This window comes from Mycobacterium cajalii (assembly GCF_045809005.2).
GTDB lineage: Bacteria > Actinomycetota > Actinomycetes > Mycobacteriales > Mycobacteriaceae > Mycobacterium.
The window spans coordinates 2,828,220-2,843,769 of sequence record NZ_CM141436.1 but is presented as its reverse complement, the minus strand read 5'-3'; the positions used below and the strand labels follow the sequence as shown (position 1 = coordinate 2,843,769).

General features: G+C 70.7%; 11 protein-coding genes. 9 read left to right on the top strand and 2 right to left on the bottom strand.

What is annotated here, in order from left to right:
* Positions 1 to 10: 10 nt before the first annotated feature.
* Positions 11 to 1,972 carry a cytochrome c oxidase assembly protein gene (locus ACJ512_RS13480; RefSeq protein WP_407688317.1) on the top strand — a complete coding sequence of 654 codons (1,962 nt, stop codon included), beginning with the start codon at positions 11 to 13 and terminating at the stop codon, positions 1,970 to 1,972.
* Here the strand turns inward: ACJ512_RS13480 and ACJ512_RS13475 are convergent.
* Positions 1,944 to 4,229, bottom strand: a complete 2,286-nt coding sequence (locus tag ACJ512_RS13475) for a heavy metal translocating P-type ATPase (protein ID WP_407688316.1) — start codon at positions 4,227 to 4,229, stop codon at positions 1,944 to 1,946. The two genes, ACJ512_RS13480 and ACJ512_RS13475, sit on opposite strands and share 29 nt — an antisense overlap.
* A gap of 208 nt (positions 4,230 to 4,437) precedes the next feature.
* Between ACJ512_RS13475 and sigC the strand changes: the two genes are divergently transcribed.
* Positions 4,438 to 4,992 (top strand): RNA polymerase sigma factor SigC, encoded by a 555-nt coding sequence (gene sigC, locus ACJ512_RS13470; RefSeq protein ID WP_407688315.1) that lies wholly within the window; start codon positions 4,438 to 4,440, stop codon positions 4,990 to 4,992.
* A 49-nt stretch (positions 4,993 to 5,041) separates the two neighbouring features.
* The gene (locus ACJ512_RS13465; RefSeq protein WP_407688314.1) at positions 5,042 to 5,545 is read left to right on the top strand and encodes a hypothetical protein; all 504 of its coding nucleotides are present in this window, start codon (positions 5,042 to 5,044) and stop codon (positions 5,543 to 5,545) included.
* A 12-nt stretch (positions 5,546 to 5,557) separates the two neighbouring features.
* Here the strand turns inward: ACJ512_RS13465 and ACJ512_RS13460 are convergent, their stop codons facing one another.
* Positions 5,558 to 6,367, bottom strand: a complete 810-nt coding sequence (locus ACJ512_RS13460) for a class I SAM-dependent methyltransferase (protein WP_407688313.1) — start codon at positions 6,365 to 6,367, stop codon at positions 5,558 to 5,560.
* A gap of 163 nt (positions 6,368 to 6,530) precedes the next feature.
* On the opposite strand from ACJ512_RS13460, the gene ACJ512_RS13455 reads away from it, so the two are divergent.
* Genes ACJ512_RS13455 through ACJ512_RS13430 form a run of 6 tightly spaced genes read left to right on the top strand, consistent with a single transcriptional unit; the run spans position 6,531 to position 15,546 of the window.
* Positions 6,531 to 7,991 (top strand): PPE domain-containing protein, encoded by a 1,461-nt coding sequence (locus ACJ512_RS13455; protein WP_461480123.1) that lies wholly within the window; start codon positions 6,531 to 6,533, stop codon positions 7,989 to 7,991.
* A gap of 56 nt (positions 7,992 to 8,047) precedes the next feature.
* Positions 8,048 to 8,917, top strand: coding sequence for a (3R)-3-[(carboxymethyl)amino]fatty acid oxygenase/decarboxylase (scoE, locus tag ACJ512_RS13450; RefSeq protein ID WP_407686444.1), 870 nt, complete (start codon positions 8,048 to 8,050; stop codon positions 8,915 to 8,917).
* Positions 8,914 to 9,465, top strand: coding sequence for an FcoT family thioesterase (locus tag ACJ512_RS13445; protein ID WP_407686445.1), 552 nt, complete (start codon positions 8,914 to 8,916; stop codon positions 9,463 to 9,465). Before scoE ends, ACJ512_RS13445 begins: the two co-directional genes overlap by 4 nt.
* Before the next feature lie 27 nt (positions 9,466 to 9,492).
* Positions 9,493 to 11,091: a fatty acid--CoA ligase FadD10 gene (gene fadD10, locus ACJ512_RS13440; protein WP_407686446.1), complete on the top strand. Its 1,599-nt coding sequence runs from the start codon at positions 9,493 to 9,495 to the stop codon at positions 11,089 to 11,091.
* Positions 11,092 to 11,095: 4 nt separating this feature from the next.
* Positions 11,096 to 11,320, top strand: a complete 225-nt coding sequence (locus ACJ512_RS13435; RefSeq protein WP_407686487.1) for an acyl carrier protein — start codon at positions 11,096 to 11,098, stop codon at positions 11,318 to 11,320.
* Positions 11,317 to 15,546 (top strand): AMP-binding protein, encoded by a 4,230-nt coding sequence (locus ACJ512_RS13430; RefSeq protein ID WP_407686447.1) that lies wholly within the window; start codon positions 11,317 to 11,319, stop codon positions 15,544 to 15,546. The genes ACJ512_RS13435 and ACJ512_RS13430 overlap by 4 nt, the downstream gene beginning before the upstream one ends.
* Positions 15,547 to 15,550 lie beyond the last annotated feature (4 nt).

Below are 15,550 nucleotides of genomic sequence, written 5' to 3'. Positions count from 1 at the left end.
GGCGACGACGATGAGCTCGAGCCAGGCGGCTGCGCGGCACGTGGGCGGATGGGCGCTGCTCGCCGGTTGTGTCGCCGCGCTCGGCGCCCTCGCCGGCTACGCGCTGGCATCGGGAGACCGGCGCTTCGTCGCGACGGGTGACTCCTTCCCGGGCTGGGCGACCAGCGTCGCCGAGGCGGTCGGCTATTTCACCGCCACGCTGTCCGGTGCGGTGGTCATCGGTGCCCTCGCCTACATCGTGACGACGGCCCGCCCCGACGACAGTGGCCTGCTGGACCCCCAGACGTTCCGGGTCCACCGCGTCATCGAGCGGGTGTCGCTGGTGTGGGTGGGCGCCGCGGCGGCGATGATCGCGATCCAGGCCGCCGACGACTCCGGCATCGCGGTGTCCCGGCTGATCGGCACCGCGACGCTGGGCGACGCGGTCGGCGCGTCGGAGACGGCGCGGGGCTGGGTCGCCGCCACCGTCTTCTCCGGTGTGGTCGCGGTGTCGCTGCGGCTCACCGTGCGCTGGGTATGGCACGCCGTCCTGCTGATCCCGTCGCTGATCGGCGTGATCGCCGTTCCCGTCACCGGCAACGCCGGGCAGGGACCCAACCACGACTACGCGACCAGTTCGGTGATCGTCTTCGCGGTCGCGGTCGCCGTGCTGACCGGGATGAAGGTCAGCGCGGTGCTGGCACCGCCCGACGAGCAGCTGCGGCGACGGGTCCTGCTGATCGAAATGCTCAGCGGCGCCGTCGCGCTGCTCTACGGCGCGCAGCTGCTCTGGCTCATGGTGTCCCCGACCCCGTTGACCGGCACCGACTACGGGCGGCTGGCGATCGCCGCCGGCGTGGCGCTGGCGCTCGTCTGGCTCGACGACCTGGTCGCGCTCGTCAGGGCGCGCTCCGGCCGCGTCGCGTGGAGCACCGGGGCGGCGGCGGCGAGCGCGCTGGCCGGCGTCGCGGTGGTGGCGGCGCTGTCGGCCATGGCGATCCAGACCGCGCCGGCGCTGCTGGCGCACCGATTCACCGCGTGGGACGTCTTCTTGGGCTACGAGCTTCCCCACCCGCCGACGGCGCTGCGGTTGCTGACGGTGTGGCGCTTCGACACGTTGATCGGCACCGCGGCGCTCGTGCTGGCCGCGCTCTACGTCGCCGGGGTGGTGCGCCTGCGCCGGCGCGGCGATGCCTGGCCGCCCGGCCGGACCGCCTCGTGGGTCACCGGCTGCCTGGCGCTGCTGTTCGTCACGGGATCGGGGGTTCGGGCCTACGGCTCGGCGATGTTCAGCATCCACATGGTCGAGCACATGGCGCTCAACATGTTCGTCCCGGTATTCCTCGTGCTGGGGGCACCGGTCACCCTCGCGTTGCGGGCGCTCCCGGCGGCGGGCGCCGATCGCCCACCGGGACCGCGGGAATGGCTGGTGTGGCTGGTGCACTCACCGGTGACGAGATTCATCTCCCATCCGGTGACCGCCTTCGTGCTCTTCGTCGGCTCCTTGTACGCCGTCTACTTCACGCCGATCTTCGACACACTGGTGCGCTACCACTGGGGCCACGAGTTCATGAGCGTGCACTTCCTGATCACCGGATACCTGTTCTTCTGGGGCATCATCGGCGTCGATCCGGGTCCACGCCGGCTGCCGTTCATCGGCCGCCTGGGACTGCTGTTCGCGGTGATGCCGTTTCACGCGTTCTTCGGGATCGCACTGATGACGATGACGTCGACCGCCGGCGGTAGCTTCTACTCAAATGTCCACCTGCCGTGGCTGGCCGGCATCATCGCCGACCAACACATGGGCGGGGCGATCGCCTGGGGCTCGAGCGAACTGCCGATTCTCGTGGTGATCATCGCACTGGTGACGCAGTGGGCGCAGCAGGATCGGCGCGCCGCGTCGCGCACCGATCGCCACGCCGCGGCCGCTTACGACGACGACCTCGACGCCTACAACGCGATGCTCAAGGAGCTGTCGCGGAACCGTCGCTGACGGCTGATGCCGCGGGTTCGCCGGACGCGCCGACGTTGCGCAGCCGCAGGCTGTTGGACACCACGAAAAACGACGAGAACGCCATCGCCGCTCCCGCGATCAGCGGATTGAGCAGGCCCGCGGCGGCGATCGGTATCGCGGCAATGTTGTACCCGAACGCCCACACCATGTTGATCTTGATGGTGCGCAGCGTGGCCCGCGCGAGATCGAGCGCCTGCGGGACGATATCGAGGTTGTCGCGGACCAGGATGATGTCGGCGGCCCCGATCGCCACGTCGGTGCCGCGTCCGATGGCCAGCCCCAGGTCCGCCGACGCCAGGGCGGGCCCGTCGTTGATGCCGTCGCCGACCATCGCGACGACCCGGCCGCGGTCCCGCAATTGCTGGATGACGTCGACCTTGCCCTCGGGCAGCACCTCGGCGATCACCTCGTCGATGCCGACCTGCGCCGCCACCGCTCCCGCGGCGGCGGCGTTGTCACCGGTCAGCAGCACCGTGCGCAGCCCGCGCTGATGCAGCGCCGCGACCGCGTCGGCCGCGGACTCCTTGACACCGTCGGCCACCGCGATCGACCCGCGGACCGCGTCGTCGACGGAGACGAAAACCACTGTCTCGCCCCGGCTTTCGCCGTCCCGGCGGGCCCTTTCGACAGCGACGGGGACGGGGAGCCGGCGTGACACCCAGGAGGGGCGTCCGACCGCGACGCGGTGTTCCCCGACCGTCCCGGTGACTCCCCTCCCCGCGATTGCCGCGAAGTCGGCGACCGGCCGGCGATCCTCGGTCGCCGCCACGATCGCCGTCGCGACGGCATGCTCGGACGCGGCCTCGACGGCCGCCGCCAGGGCGAGCACGGCGCCGGGCTCCCATCCGTCCGCGGCGACGATCTCGGTGACCGCGAGCCGGCCGGTGGTCAGCGTCCCGGTCTTGTCGAACACCACGGTGTCGACGGCGCGGATGGTTTCCAGCGCTCGGTAGCCCTTCAGGAAGATGCCCAGCTGGGCGCCGCGTCCGGAGGCCACCATCATCGCCGTCGGTGTGGCCAGCCCCAGCGCGCACGGGCAGGCGATCACCAGCACGGCCAGGGCGACGGAGAACACGCGGTCGGGTCCGGCGCCGGCGAGCGCCCAGCCCGCCGCCGCCAGCGCCGCGATGGCGAAGACCACGGGGACGAAAACCGCGGCGATGCGGTCGGCCAGCCGTTGTGCATCGGCTTTCTGCGCCTGCGCCTCCTCGACCAGGCGGACCATTCCCGCGAACTGGGTGTCGGCGCCGACCGCGGCCGCCTCGACGATCAGCCGGCCGTCGCACACGACCGTGCCGCCGATCACGCTGGCACCCGGGTGTGCGCGTACCGGTTTGGCCTCCCCGGTCATCGCGCTCATGTCGACCGCCGCGGCGCCGTCCACCACCAGGCCGTCGGCGGCGATCGTCTCCCCCGGCCGCACGACGAAGCGCTGCTGCTCTTTGAGCTCGTCGGCGGGGATCACCATCTCGCTGCCGTCGCGCAGCAGGACGGTGACGTTCTTGGCGCTCAGCGCAGCGAGCGCACGCAGCGCGCTACCCGCCCTCGATTTGGCGCGTGCTTCGAAATACCGCCCGGCGAGCACGAACACCGTCACACCGGCGGCCACTTCCAGATAGATGGCGTCGCTGGCCAGCACCGCTTGCCACACCCCATGGACCTCGCGGTGCCGACTGGTGCCGAAAATCGTGCACAAGGACCACACCGTGGCGGCGGTGACACCGACCGAGATCAGCGTTTCCATGGAGGTGGTGCCGTGCCTGGCGTTGCGCAGCGCGACCCGGTGGAACGGCCAGGCCGCCCAGGTCACGATCGGCGCGGCCAGCGCGGTGAGCGCCCATGCCCATCCCGGGAAGCGCATGCCGGGCACGACGGCGAACACCACGGACAGGTCGGCGAGCGGCATGAACAGGACCGCGGCGACCAGCAGGCGCCGCAGCAGGCTACGGGCGTGCAACTCGTCCGGATCGACCCGGTCCACCGCCCGGTGCGACCGCGGCGCAGCCTCGTATCCGGCCCGGCGCACCACCTCGCACAGGTCCTCGGTGACGACCGCCTCGGGGGCGTCGATGGTGGCGACCCGGGTGGCGTAATTCACCGACGCCTGCACGCCGTCGACCTTGTTGAGCTTGTTCTCCACCCGGGCGGCGCACGCGGCGCACGACATCCCCGACACGTCCAGCTCGATCCGGCGAGCCTGCGGCGCGTCGGATCCAGCCGCAACGGTCAGCGTCATGGCCCTCCTCGCTTCGTCCTACAGCCGGGTCCTACTTCAGCTGGTCGCTGCACCAGCCTCGTGAGTTCCCGAGCGGGCAAAATTCACCGCTCTCACCTGACCAAGCTACCCGGCCGGCGCCGCCGGCGGCGCCGCCCGATGTCCCCGCGACCGGCATCGACCTTCCCGGCGCGGGCAACCGGGCTGCGATGACCTAGGGTGGTTCGACGTGGGCGGGCGCGGCGACGACGACAAGGTCACCTGTCTGGCGCTGGCGGCCGGACGGGGCGATTCCGCCGCCCTCGAACAATTCGTCCGGGCTACCGAGCGCGACGTCTGGCGGGTCGTGGCATTCCTGGCCGATCCCGGCAGCGCCGACGACCTCACCCAGGAGACGTTCCTGCGCGCGCTGCGGTCACTGCCGAGTTTCAGCGGCCGGTCGTCGGCGCGGACCTGGCTGCTGTCCATCGCCCGTCGCGTCGTCGTCGACCAGATCCGGCACAACCAGAGACGACCGCGCACCAGCTCCGCCGTCGACCTCGAGGGTCTGCTCGACAGCCGCTCCGGGGCGGCCCGCTTCGAAGACATGGTCGAGATCAGGATGCTGCTGGACGGCCTGGACGCCGATCGCCGTGACGCCCTGATTCTCACGCAGGTGCTCGGACTGTCCTACGCGGAGGCCGCCGAGGTCTGCGGCTGTCCGGTCGGCACCATCCGCTCCCGTGTCGCGCGCGCCCGCGAAGACCTGCTCGACGCCGCCCGCCGCGACGACCAGACGGGTTGATCGCGCAACGGCGGGGGAACCCGGCCGCGCGGCGGTGCGACCATTGAACATGCCTACCAGTAGCGACAGCCACCTCGAGGAGATGCTCGGCAAGATCGGCCGGCGCGTGCTCGAGGACGTCTGGCTCAGCCGGCGCGTGCGCGCCGTCGCGGGCGTGGCGGTGGCCGCGCTGGCCGCCGCCACCGTCCTCGGTTGTCTGAGCCTGGCCACCGTGCAAGCCCGTACCAGCTGGCTTTCCTGCGTCGCGACGGCCCTCTTCGGTCTCACGGCCTCGGTGTCGTCGCTCGCGGTGTGCCGTCCGCGGTTCCGGTGGTGCTGCACGTCGGCCTACATCAGCGTCGTCGCCACCATCGCAGGGTTGGGCATGGTCTGGTGGCACCGCACCGCACCGCCGGGATCCGCCGCGGGAGTTTCCGCATGGATGGTGACCGGGGTGCTCTGCACGATCGTGCTGAGCCTGACATGGCTGGCAGTGATTCTCACGCCCTGGGAGCACTCGCAGCCGGACATGCGGGTGGCCGCCGAGGCGCGGATCGGCCCGCGCGACGGCTAGACCCGTTCCCGGTCAACCGAATTCGACCATGGTCACCGGAGCCCGGAACCGGGCGAGCCACGGCAAGCGGTAGGCCAGCGGGGTCACCCACCGCAGGAGCTTGCCGCGCCCCCGGGGGTATTGCAGCTCGCGCACCGCGTTGATCCCGGGTATCTCGGCCAACTCCTCGTACTGTTCGGCGGTGAACCAGAACGACATCGGCGGGGCCGTGTAATCCTCGCTGAGCTTGAAACCGCGCCGCCGCGAATAGGCGCTCAAGAACCACGGGACGCTGTCGAAGACCAGCCGCGCGCCGGGGAACCGGCCGGCGCAGAACTCGATCAGATCGAACACCTCACCGCGCTGCAGGTATTGGAACAGGCCCTCGGCGGTGATCAGCAGACCGCGGGAGTCGTCCACCTCGTCCATCCAGGAGTAATCGAGCGCGGACCGCGCGCAGCAGCGCAGCCGCTCGGATCGGGGCAGCAACTGCTCGCGTAGCCGCACGATGGGTGGCAGGTCCACCGAAATCCAGCTCAGCGCAGCGTTGTCCAGGCGCCAGAAGCTGGTCTGCAGGCCCTCCGCCAAAGCGACCACGGTGGCGCGCGGGTGCGTGTCCAGATACTGCCGGGTCGCGGTGTCGAACACCAAGGCCCGCAGGGCCGTCGCTTGATGGGTGCGGCCGAACCGCCCGTAGTCGTAACCGAGGTTGTCGCGCAATGCGATTGCCATCGGGTCGTCGATGATGCCGTCGGGCCGGGCGGCCTCCGTCGCTCGCTGATGCAGCGTGAGCAGCGCGGTTTCGGAGATCCCGTCGAGATGGCGGGCATCGAGGACTGGCATGGATCCGACTGTACCGGTGCAGAGTTCGCGATGACGGCCCGGCCGAGCGCCTCGAACGGGCGGCGATCTCCGGGAACTTTGCGCGCGCCGCCGCCGACTACATCGCGAGTACGGCCAACCAGCGTCAGGCAAGGAGGTGTGGCCCGTGACCGCCCCCGTCTGGATGGCCTCGCCTCCAGAGGTCCACTCGGCCCTGTTGAGCACCGGGGCGGGGCCGGGATCGATGCTGGCCGCCGCCGCGCAGTGGCACGAGCTCAGCGGTCAGTACGGTGCCGCCGCGGTCGAGCTGGGCCGGCTGCTCACCGAGGTGCAGGTGGGCGGATGGCGGGGCACCGGCGCCGCCGAATACGTTGCCGCCCAGATTCCCTACCTGGCCTGGCTCGAGCAGGCCGCGCTGGACAGCGCCATCGCCGCCACGCAGCACGAGACTGCCGCCGCCGCCTATGGGAACGCCCTGGCCGCGATGCCCAGCCTCGTGGAGCTGGCCGCCAACCACGCCACCCACGCCGTCCTGCTGGCCACTAATTTCTTCGGCGTCAACACCATCCCGATCGCCCTCAACGAAGCCGACTACGCCCGTATGTGGGTGCAGGCCGCCGACACCATGACCGCCTACCAGGCGATCACCCACGCGGCGACCTCGGCGGTACCGGCCCTCCAGCCCGCGCCCCCCATCCTCAAGCAGGGCGCCCAGGCCGGCGTCGCGGCCCCGGGAAGCCCCGACTCGATCGGTCAGCTGATCGGCCGGATCGTGACCTTTGTCTCGCAGTTGGGCACTCCCCAGCAGATCGAGCAGCTGTTCCAGTCCTTTGAACAGCTTTTCCAGCAGCTCGGCTTCAGTCCCGGCGTCGCCTTCGCATCGGCCGTCATCGCCCTCTTCCTGTATGACGTGCTCTGGTACCCCTATTACGCGTCGTATTCCCTTCTCCTGCTGCCCTTTTTCGCGCCCGCGTTGAGCGCGCTGAGTGCACTGAGCGCCCTGACGCTGCTGCCGGACGGGACGGCTTCGGCCGCAGCGCTACCCGATCCGACGGAGCCGAGTCCCGGCCACCACGTCGATGCGCAGATCAACGTTGCGGTGACACCGGCCGCGCCCGCCGCAGCCGGCGGCGGCGCACACGCGAGCGGGCCGGCGCCGGGCATGCCCGCGTCGGCTGCGGGCGGCGCCGCTCCCCCCGCCCCCGCGATGAGCTACGCGCTGCCCGGCCTGGCACCGCCCGGCGTCAGCTCCGGCCCCAAAGCCGCTGCGAGATCACCTGACACCGCTGACGACACCGTCCACGCCACCGCCGCAGCGGGCGCGGCAGCGGTGGCCGCCCGGGCGCGCCGCAAACGACGCCGGGGGGCCGGCGCGGGGGCCCGCGGCTACCGCGACGAATTCCTGCAAGCGACCACGGCCATGGACGACGACGCCGGTTCCGCCGCGGGCGCCGACGCGGCGGCGAGCGACCGGGGCGCAGGGGGCCTCGGCTTCACCGGCACGACACCGGCACCGGCCGGCGCCCGCCCGGCCGGGATGATCGAGGCACCCTCAGATGGCGCGGCCGTTTCCGTGCCGCTGCTGCCCGCCACGTGGGGATTTGCCGCCGACGCAACCTCGGGGGCGAATGTGCGGAACTTTTAGTGGTTTTGGCCCGACTGTTGCTGTAACTGGAATCGACTGAGGACAAGAGAGACCGGATGGCGCTGAATGTGAAAGGCGAAGGCCTTGGCGCGCAGGTGACGGGTATCGATCCGAAGGACCTGCACGGCATCACCACCGACGAGATCCGCGACGTGGTCTACCGGAACAAGCTCGTGGTGCTCAAAGATGTCCACCCGGAACCGGAAGACTTCATCAGGCTGGGCCGCCTCATCGGCGACATCGTTCCTTATTACGAAGCCATGTACCACCACGAGGTTCATCCCGAGATCTTCGTCTCCTCCACCGAGCAAGGCCGGGGCGTGCCCAAGACCGGCGCCTTCTGGCACATCGACTACATGTTCATGCCGCAACCGTTCGCTTTTTCCATGGTCGTACCGCTCGCCGTGCCCGGCCCGGACCGCGGCACCTACTTCATCGACCTCAACCGCGTCTGGGAGTCACTCCCCGCCGCCACGCAGGCCCCCGCGCGCGGAACCTTCGCGACCCACGATCCCCGGCGCCACATCAAGATCCGCCCCACCGACGTGTACAGACCGATCGGCGAGGTCTGGGACGAGATCGACCGCACCACGCCCCCGATCAAGTGGCCCACGGTCATCCGGCACCCGAAGACCGGGCAGGAGATCCTCTACATCTGCGCGTCGGGCACCACCAAGATCGAGGACGAGGACGGGAATTCGGTCGATCCGGCGCTGCTGCACGAACTGATGACCGCGACGGGTCAACTCGACCCCGACTTCGCCTCGCCGTTCATCCACACCCAGCACTATGAGGTCGGCGACATCGTGCTGTGGGACAACCGGGTTCTGATGCACCGGGCCAAGCACGGGACGACCGCGGGCACGCTGACGACCCACCGCCTGACGATGCTGGACGGCCTGGCAACACCGGGATACCCCGTATGAGCACCGGCCTGAGCCCCGCGGCGCACATCGGGGCGGAACCTACGGACACGGCGCCGATCGACGAAGGTCTGCTCAGCAGGGTCCTCGAACCTTACTCCTACAAGGGATGTCGCTATCTCATCGACGCCACGTACCGGGCCACCGCCGACACCGTGCTGGCCTACGGGAATTTCACGATCGCCGAGTCCGCCTACATCCGCAGCACGGGGCACTTCAACGCGGCGGAACTGATCCTGTGCTTCAACCAACTCGCGTACTGTGCCTTCGCCCCGGCCGTTCGCGACGAGCAGATCGCGGCGCTGCGGGGCTGGTCGATCACCGACTATCTCGACAATCAGCTGTCCAGCATGCTGATCAAGACCACGTCCTCGCGGTTCCGTAAACCGATCAACGCCCAACGCTTCTCGGCCCGCCTGGCGTGCCGGGATTTCCGGGTCATCGAGCGGACGCTGCGCTATCTGCTCATCCCGTGCGCCATCGAGTTCTGGGACGAACACGGCGGATCCGCCTCGGGCCAGGTCGAACTCGCGGTCCTCAACATTCCCTGATCCGCCTAGAGGAGAGCATCTTCCGCCATGTCGCACGCACCGCCGACCGTCCTGCAACGGATCCTCGAGCAGGCGCGGCAGCGCCCCGAGGCCATCGCGTTGCGTCGCTGCGACGGCACGAGCGCGCTGCGGTACGGGCAGCTGATCACCGAAATCGACGCGCTGGCCGACACTCTGGGGTCACACGCCGTCACCCGCGGCTCCCGGGTGCTGGTCGTCTCCGACAACGGGCCCGAGACCTACCTGTCGGTGCTGGCCTGCGCGCGGCTGGGGGCGATCGCCGTCATGGCGGACGGCGGGCTACCGGCGGCAACCCTCGACCGGTTCTGCCAGATCACCGAACCGGGCGCGGTCCTCGTCTGCCCGGGGAACAGGACGGCGCTGTCCTCCCCTCCCGAGGCGCTGCGCCGCATAACGACGATCCCGGTCGAGATCGCCGCCGTCGCACACCACGGCGGCCACGCCACGGCGATCGAAAGTCCCTCCCGGACCGCGGGACAGAGCGCCGACGATCCGCTGGCGATGATCTTCACCAGCGGTACCACGGGCGCGCCGAAGGCGGTGCTGCTGGCAAACCGCACCTTCTTCGCCATCCCCGACATCCTGCGCGACGAGGGACTGGACTGGATCACCTGGGTCGCCGGCGAGACCACCTATTCACCGCTGCCGGCCACCCACATCGGCGGGCTGTGGTGGATCCTGACCTGTTTGATGCACGGCGGGGTGTGCATCACCGGCGGCGAGAACACCTCCTCCCTGAGGGAGATCCTCACCGCGAACGAGGTCGCGTCGACCTGCCTGGTCCCGACCCTGGTGTCCAAGCTGGTCGCGGAGCTGAAGTGCGCCGACGCGACGGTGCCGTCGCTGCGGCTGCTCGGCTACGGGGGATCACGGGCGATCGCAGCCGACGTAGGGTTCGTCGAGGCCGCCGGGATCCGCACCGCACAGGTCTACGGGCTGAGCGAAACGGGCTGCACCGCACTGTGCTTGCCGACCGATGAAGGCTCCATCGCCAAGATCGAGGCGGGCGCGGTCGGGCGCCCGTATCCGGGCGTGGAGGTCTTTCTCGCCGGTTCCGGCGGCGACCGGCCCCCCGCCGACGGCAGGACCCGGACCGCCTCGTTCGGCACGCTGTGGGTCAGGTCGCCGGCAAACATGCTGGGGTACTGGAACAATCCCGAACGCACCCGGGACGTTCTGGTGGACGGGTGGGTCAACACCGGGGACCTGCTGGAGCGCCGCGAGGACGGCTTCTTCTACATCAAGGGGCGATCGTCGGAGATGATCATCTCCGGCGGCGTGAACGTCGCGCCCGACGAGGTCGACCGCATCGCCGAGGGCGTCAAGGGCGTGCGCGAGGCCGCGTGCTACGAGATACCGGATGCCGAGTTCGGGGCGCTGGTGGGGCTGGCAGTGGTGCCCGCGCAGGACCTGGCGGATCCGGACGTGCGTAAGCTCAAGCAGGCTATCGCCGCCCGCTACCGCAGCGAGTCGGAGCCGATCGCGCGCCCGTCGGTCATCGAGATCGTCGCGGACATCCCCCGCACGCAGTCCGGCAAGGTCATGCGGGCGTCGCTGGCCGCGGCGCTGAACGGAGCCGAAGCCGAAGCGGCCGTTCGTGGCTGACCCGGTGCGGGAGCGGCTCGTTGCCGCACTGTGCGCGGTGCTGTACATCGAGGAGGCCGACCTTGCCGAGGGTGACGCCACGGATCTGCGGGACCTCGGCCTGGACTCGGTGCGGTTCGTGCTGCTGATGAAGCGGCTCGGGGTCGACCGGGAATCCGACGTACCGGCACGGTTGGCGGGCGATCTGTCCGTCGCGGGCTGGCTGCGCGAACTCGGCGAGTCTGCGTGACTTCGCCTGACGGGGGCCGGCCGCCACGCGTGCCGCTGAGCAGGTCGCAGCGCAACCTCTACAACGGTGTGCTGCAGGACGGCGATCCCGCGCTGTATCTGATCGCCAAGAGTTATCGGTTCCACCCGTTGGAGCCATCGCGATTCCTGGCCGCGCTGCAGGCCACGATCCTCGAAAGCCCCGCGCAGCTCTGCGTTCTCGAGCCCCCCGCGGCGGGCACCGGGTATCCCGACCTGGTCCCCCGCCTGCGGGCCGGCGACCTCGTGCGCGTGACGGCCGACGGCCGCGATCCGGGCGACGGGGAACTCGCGCGCAGCTGGTCGTCCGGGATCCTCGGCCAGCCGTTGGTGCGCTATACGGTGCGAACCGACGAGCGCGGCGAGGTGTCGGGCCTCGACGTCCACGCCCACCACATTCTGCTCGACGGCGGCGCGACGGGCATCATCGAGGCCGGCCTGGCGCGACACCTCGCTGCCGGCCGGGTGGCCGAGATGCCCGACGCCGGTGCGGGTCTGGCCGCGCTGGCCGCGGCGCACCGCCGTGAGGCGGACAAGGTCGAGGAAGCCCTGCGGCGCGTCGCCCCGGGCGTGCGGCGCGAGCTCGCCGACGAAGCGCAACGCGGCGGGGCCGGCCTCTACGGTGACGACTCCCCCGCCACGGCCGCCAAGGGAGTCCTGCACGACTCCGTGCGGCTCTGCGGCGACCCGTTCGACGCGCTCCTCGCCCTCTCGGATGCCACGCAGGTGCCGCTCAACGTGCTGGTGGCCGCGGCGGCCGTGGCGGTGGAGGCGAGCCTCCGGCAGCACACCGAAATCCTGCTCGTGCACGCGGTGGACAACCGGTTCGGGGATCCCGACCTGAACGTGGCGACCTGTCTGGTCAATTCGGTCGCGCATCCGGTCCGGTTCGCGCCGTTCGCGTCGGTGGCCGACGTCGTCGGCGCGCTCGACCGCGACTACGTCAAAGCCGTCCGACGCCGATGGCTTCGCGAGGAGCATTACCGGCGCATGTGGTTGGCGCTCGACCGGACCGCGCACGTCGCGGCGTTGACACTCAACTTCCTGCCCGCGCCGTGCGCGCCCGCCCTTGGTCCCTTCCTGTCGGAGGCCCCGGTGGTCACGGCTATCGGTCCGGTCGAGGGAATGACCGTGGCGTGCGTTCTCGACGAAGGCGCACGCACCCTCGACTGCGCCATATGGGGCAGGGCCGACCTGCCCGAGACGAAGGCACCCCCGGATGTGGCCGCACGCATCGCCGCCGCGCTGGCGTCGATGGCCGCGCTCTGGGATCACCCGATCGCCATGACCGTCAACGAGTGGATCGGCATCGGCCCGGACGGGTCGCGCACCGCAGGCGCCCGCGCGTACCCGGCACCGCAAAATCCCCCCGCGGCATGGTTTCTCGATCCACGTGGCGGCGTGCGCCGATTCCTCGGCACGCGCCGCGACACCCTCCCCTGGGTCACCTGGCTGGTACGCAGGGGCGTCGCACCCGGTGACATCCTGGTGTTCGCCGACGACGACACGGACAAGACCATCGACCTGCTGCTCGCATGCCATCTCGCCGGCTGCGGATACAGCGTGTGCGACACCGCCGCCGAGGTGACCCGGCGGGCAGGCCTCATCGCCGAGCACGGCCGGGGCGCCGCGGTGCACGTGGTCGACGTGGCCGCCGCGGCGCTCGCGGCGGTCCCCGGTGACGAGACCGGCGAGCTCGTCGACGCGCGCCTCGAGGAGGTCGCACGCGACCCCGCGCTCGGCGACAAGACGGCATGCGTCATGCCGACCTCGGGTACCACCGGGCCGCCCAAGCTCGTCCCCATCTCGCACGGCTCGCTCGCCGCGTTCTGCGCCGCGGCCCGCCGCGCCTACGGGTGGGGCCCGGAGGACACCATCCTGCAATGCGCGCCGCTGACGTCGGACATCAGCATCGAGGAGGTCTTCGTCGCCGCGATCAGCGGGGCGAAGCTGGTTCGCTCCACCGCCACGAGAAGCCGCGACCTGGACCGGCTCGCAAGCGATCTGGTTGCGCGGGCGGCGACGGTGGCCGACCTGCCCACCGCCATGTGGCATCTGCTGTGCGAGGACGGCGCGGCGATACAGACCATCCGCGGCTCGCAGCTGCGCCAGATCGTCGTCGGCGGTGAACCGATCCGACCCGCCGCCGTGGACACGTGGCTCGGTTCTGTTGCCGCGGGGTCGATCTCGCTCGTCTCGACCTACGGACCGACCGAAACTACCGTCGTGGCCACCCAGTTGCCGATCGCCGACGGCCGAACACTCGTCACCGGCCGCGATCGGCTCAGGCTGGGCCGGCCGCTGATACCGGACACGGTGTTCGTCGCTTTCGGGGAAATCGTGATCGTCGGGGAGCTGGTCTCCCCCGGCTACCTCGGGACCGACGGCGCGAGCTTCGGCACGCTGCTCACCACCGACGGCGCGCGGCGCCGCGCGTTCGCCACCGCCGACCGGGTGTCGTTCGACGCCAACGGCTTCCCCGTCTTCGTCGGACGCAAGGACGCACTCGTCAAGATCTCGGGCAGGCGGGTCGACACCGCCGCGGTGGGCGCGCGCATCCGCGACGATCCGGCGGTCGTCGACGCCGCCGTCGCATCGTGCGACGGCAGCCTCGGGGTGTGGTACGCGACGCGGCGGACCCGCGGCGGCGACGAGGAGGCGGCCGCGGCCGAGCGCATCCGGCGCGTTCTCGCGGACCTGAGGGTGCCGTCGTTCTTCGTCGTCGGCGTGCCGGCCATCCCGCGCAAGCCCAACGGCAAGGTCGACGCCGACAAGCTGCCGATGACGCCCCGGCTCGGCGAGGCCGCGCAATGCGACCCGGGCTCGGGTGAACGGGCGGCCGGACTCGCCGAGGTCTGGGGCCGGCACCTGGGAAGGCCCGTCGGGCCGGACACCTCGCTGCTCGAAGAGGGCATCGGTTCGTTGGACCTGATCCGTATCCTGCCTCCCACCCGCGAGTACCTGGGCCGGCACCTCACGATCCTCGATCTGCTCGGCGCGGACACCGCGGCGCACCTGGTGTCGGACCTGGGGCCCGACACCGCGACCGCCGCCGCGATAGAGCACGATCTCGCTCAGGCGATGCGGCGGCGCCCCCGCATCGCGGCACACCGCCGCGGGCGGTCGATCCTCGTGCTGGGCGCGTCGGGAATCCTAGGCACCGGATTCGCCCGGGCTGTCGTCGAACTGAGGCGGTCCGGGTCGTTGCGTCCGCAGGTGGTGCTGGCGTCGCGGTCGACGCCGCCCCGACGCGCTCCATGGGTGGAGCTCACCGGTGTCGATGGCGTGCGGGTCGAACGACTTCGCGCTGGGTTCGGCCCGTCAGACCTGGACGCCCTTTTGGACAGCTGCGGGGCCGCAACCGTCGTGAACTGCGTCGGTAACACCGACGTGCTGGTGCCCTACCGCAACCTGCGCCCGGCCAACGTGGAACTGGTTGCCGCGCTCGTCGACGCGTGCGCGCGCCACGGCGCCCGGTTGGTGCATTTGTCCACGTTCGTCGTCGATTCCGATGTCCGCGCACCCCGCGTCACCGACCCCCGCCAGGCGCCCTACCCGTACGCGGCATCGAAGGCGCTCGCGGAGCTGGCCGTGGCCGGGGCACCCCGCGGACTCGACTTCACCGTCGTCCGGCTGCCCCGGGTCCTCGGCGAGGACCACCAAGTGCGCGACGGGGCAGACGTTTTGGTCTCGGTCATCGATGCGTGCAACGGGTCGGGTGCCTACCCCGCCCTGACCTTGACCGAAGAAGTCACCACGGCCCGGGCCGCGGCCGAGACGATCCTGGGGCTGTTGCCGGAGTCGGCGGGGCCGGCCGAACTGGGCCGCGGCATCACCGTTGTTCGGGGCGAGGAGGTCTCATACCCGGAGTTGCTCGGCGGGTACGCCCTGGAAGAAATCGAGGTCACCGAGTGGAAGCGCCGGCTCGACCACAGCGATTGGGCGCGAACGCATCCGCGGCGATGGTCGGTGGTCGACGCGTGGGTGAGCCTGGGCATGCGACTGGGTGGGCGCTCCTATGCCGAGCACCTTGCCGAGTATCCGACGATCGCGCTCGAAGTCGGTTCCGTGGCCGAGATTTCCGCGAGGCCGCAGTCGATCCGGTCACTGCTGGCGCGAAGCCTGGGAAGTCACTCGGACACGCTCGCAGCCGGTCCCACCGGCGCTCTGGTCGATTCGTCGATGGGCGGGAACTTTTCGGCTGTCTGAGCAG

Bases quoted from the DNA above. Each gene is read 5' to 3' on its own strand.
- ACJ512_RS13480 (WP_407688317.1), top strand. From the start codon at position 11: ATGAGCTCGAGCCAGGCGGCTGCGCGGCACGTGGGCGGATGGGCGCTG.
- ACJ512_RS13475 (WP_407688316.1), bottom strand. From the start codon at position 4,229: ATGACGCTGACCGTTGCGGCTGGATCCGACGCGCCGCAGGCTCGCCGG.
- ACJ512_RS13465 (WP_407688314.1), top strand. From the start codon at position 5,042: ATGCCTACCAGTAGCGACAGCCACCTCGAGGAGATGCTCGGCAAGATC.
- ACJ512_RS13460 (WP_407688313.1), bottom strand. From the start codon at position 6,367: ATGCCAGTCCTCGATGCCCGCCATCTCGACGGGATCTCCGAAACCGCG.
- ACJ512_RS13455 (WP_461480123.1), top strand. From the start codon at position 6,531: ATGGCCTCGCCTCCAGAGGTCCACTCGGCCCTGTTGAGCACCGGGGCG.
- scoE (WP_407686444.1), top strand. From the start codon at position 8,048: ATGGCGCTGAATGTGAAAGGCGAAGGCCTTGGCGCGCAGGTGACGGGT.
- ACJ512_RS13445 (WP_407686445.1), top strand. From the start codon at position 8,914: ATGAGCACCGGCCTGAGCCCCGCGGCGCACATCGGGGCGGAACCTACG.
- fadD10 (WP_407686446.1), top strand. From the start codon at position 9,493: ATGTCGCACGCACCGCCGACCGTCCTGCAACGGATCCTCGAGCAGGCG.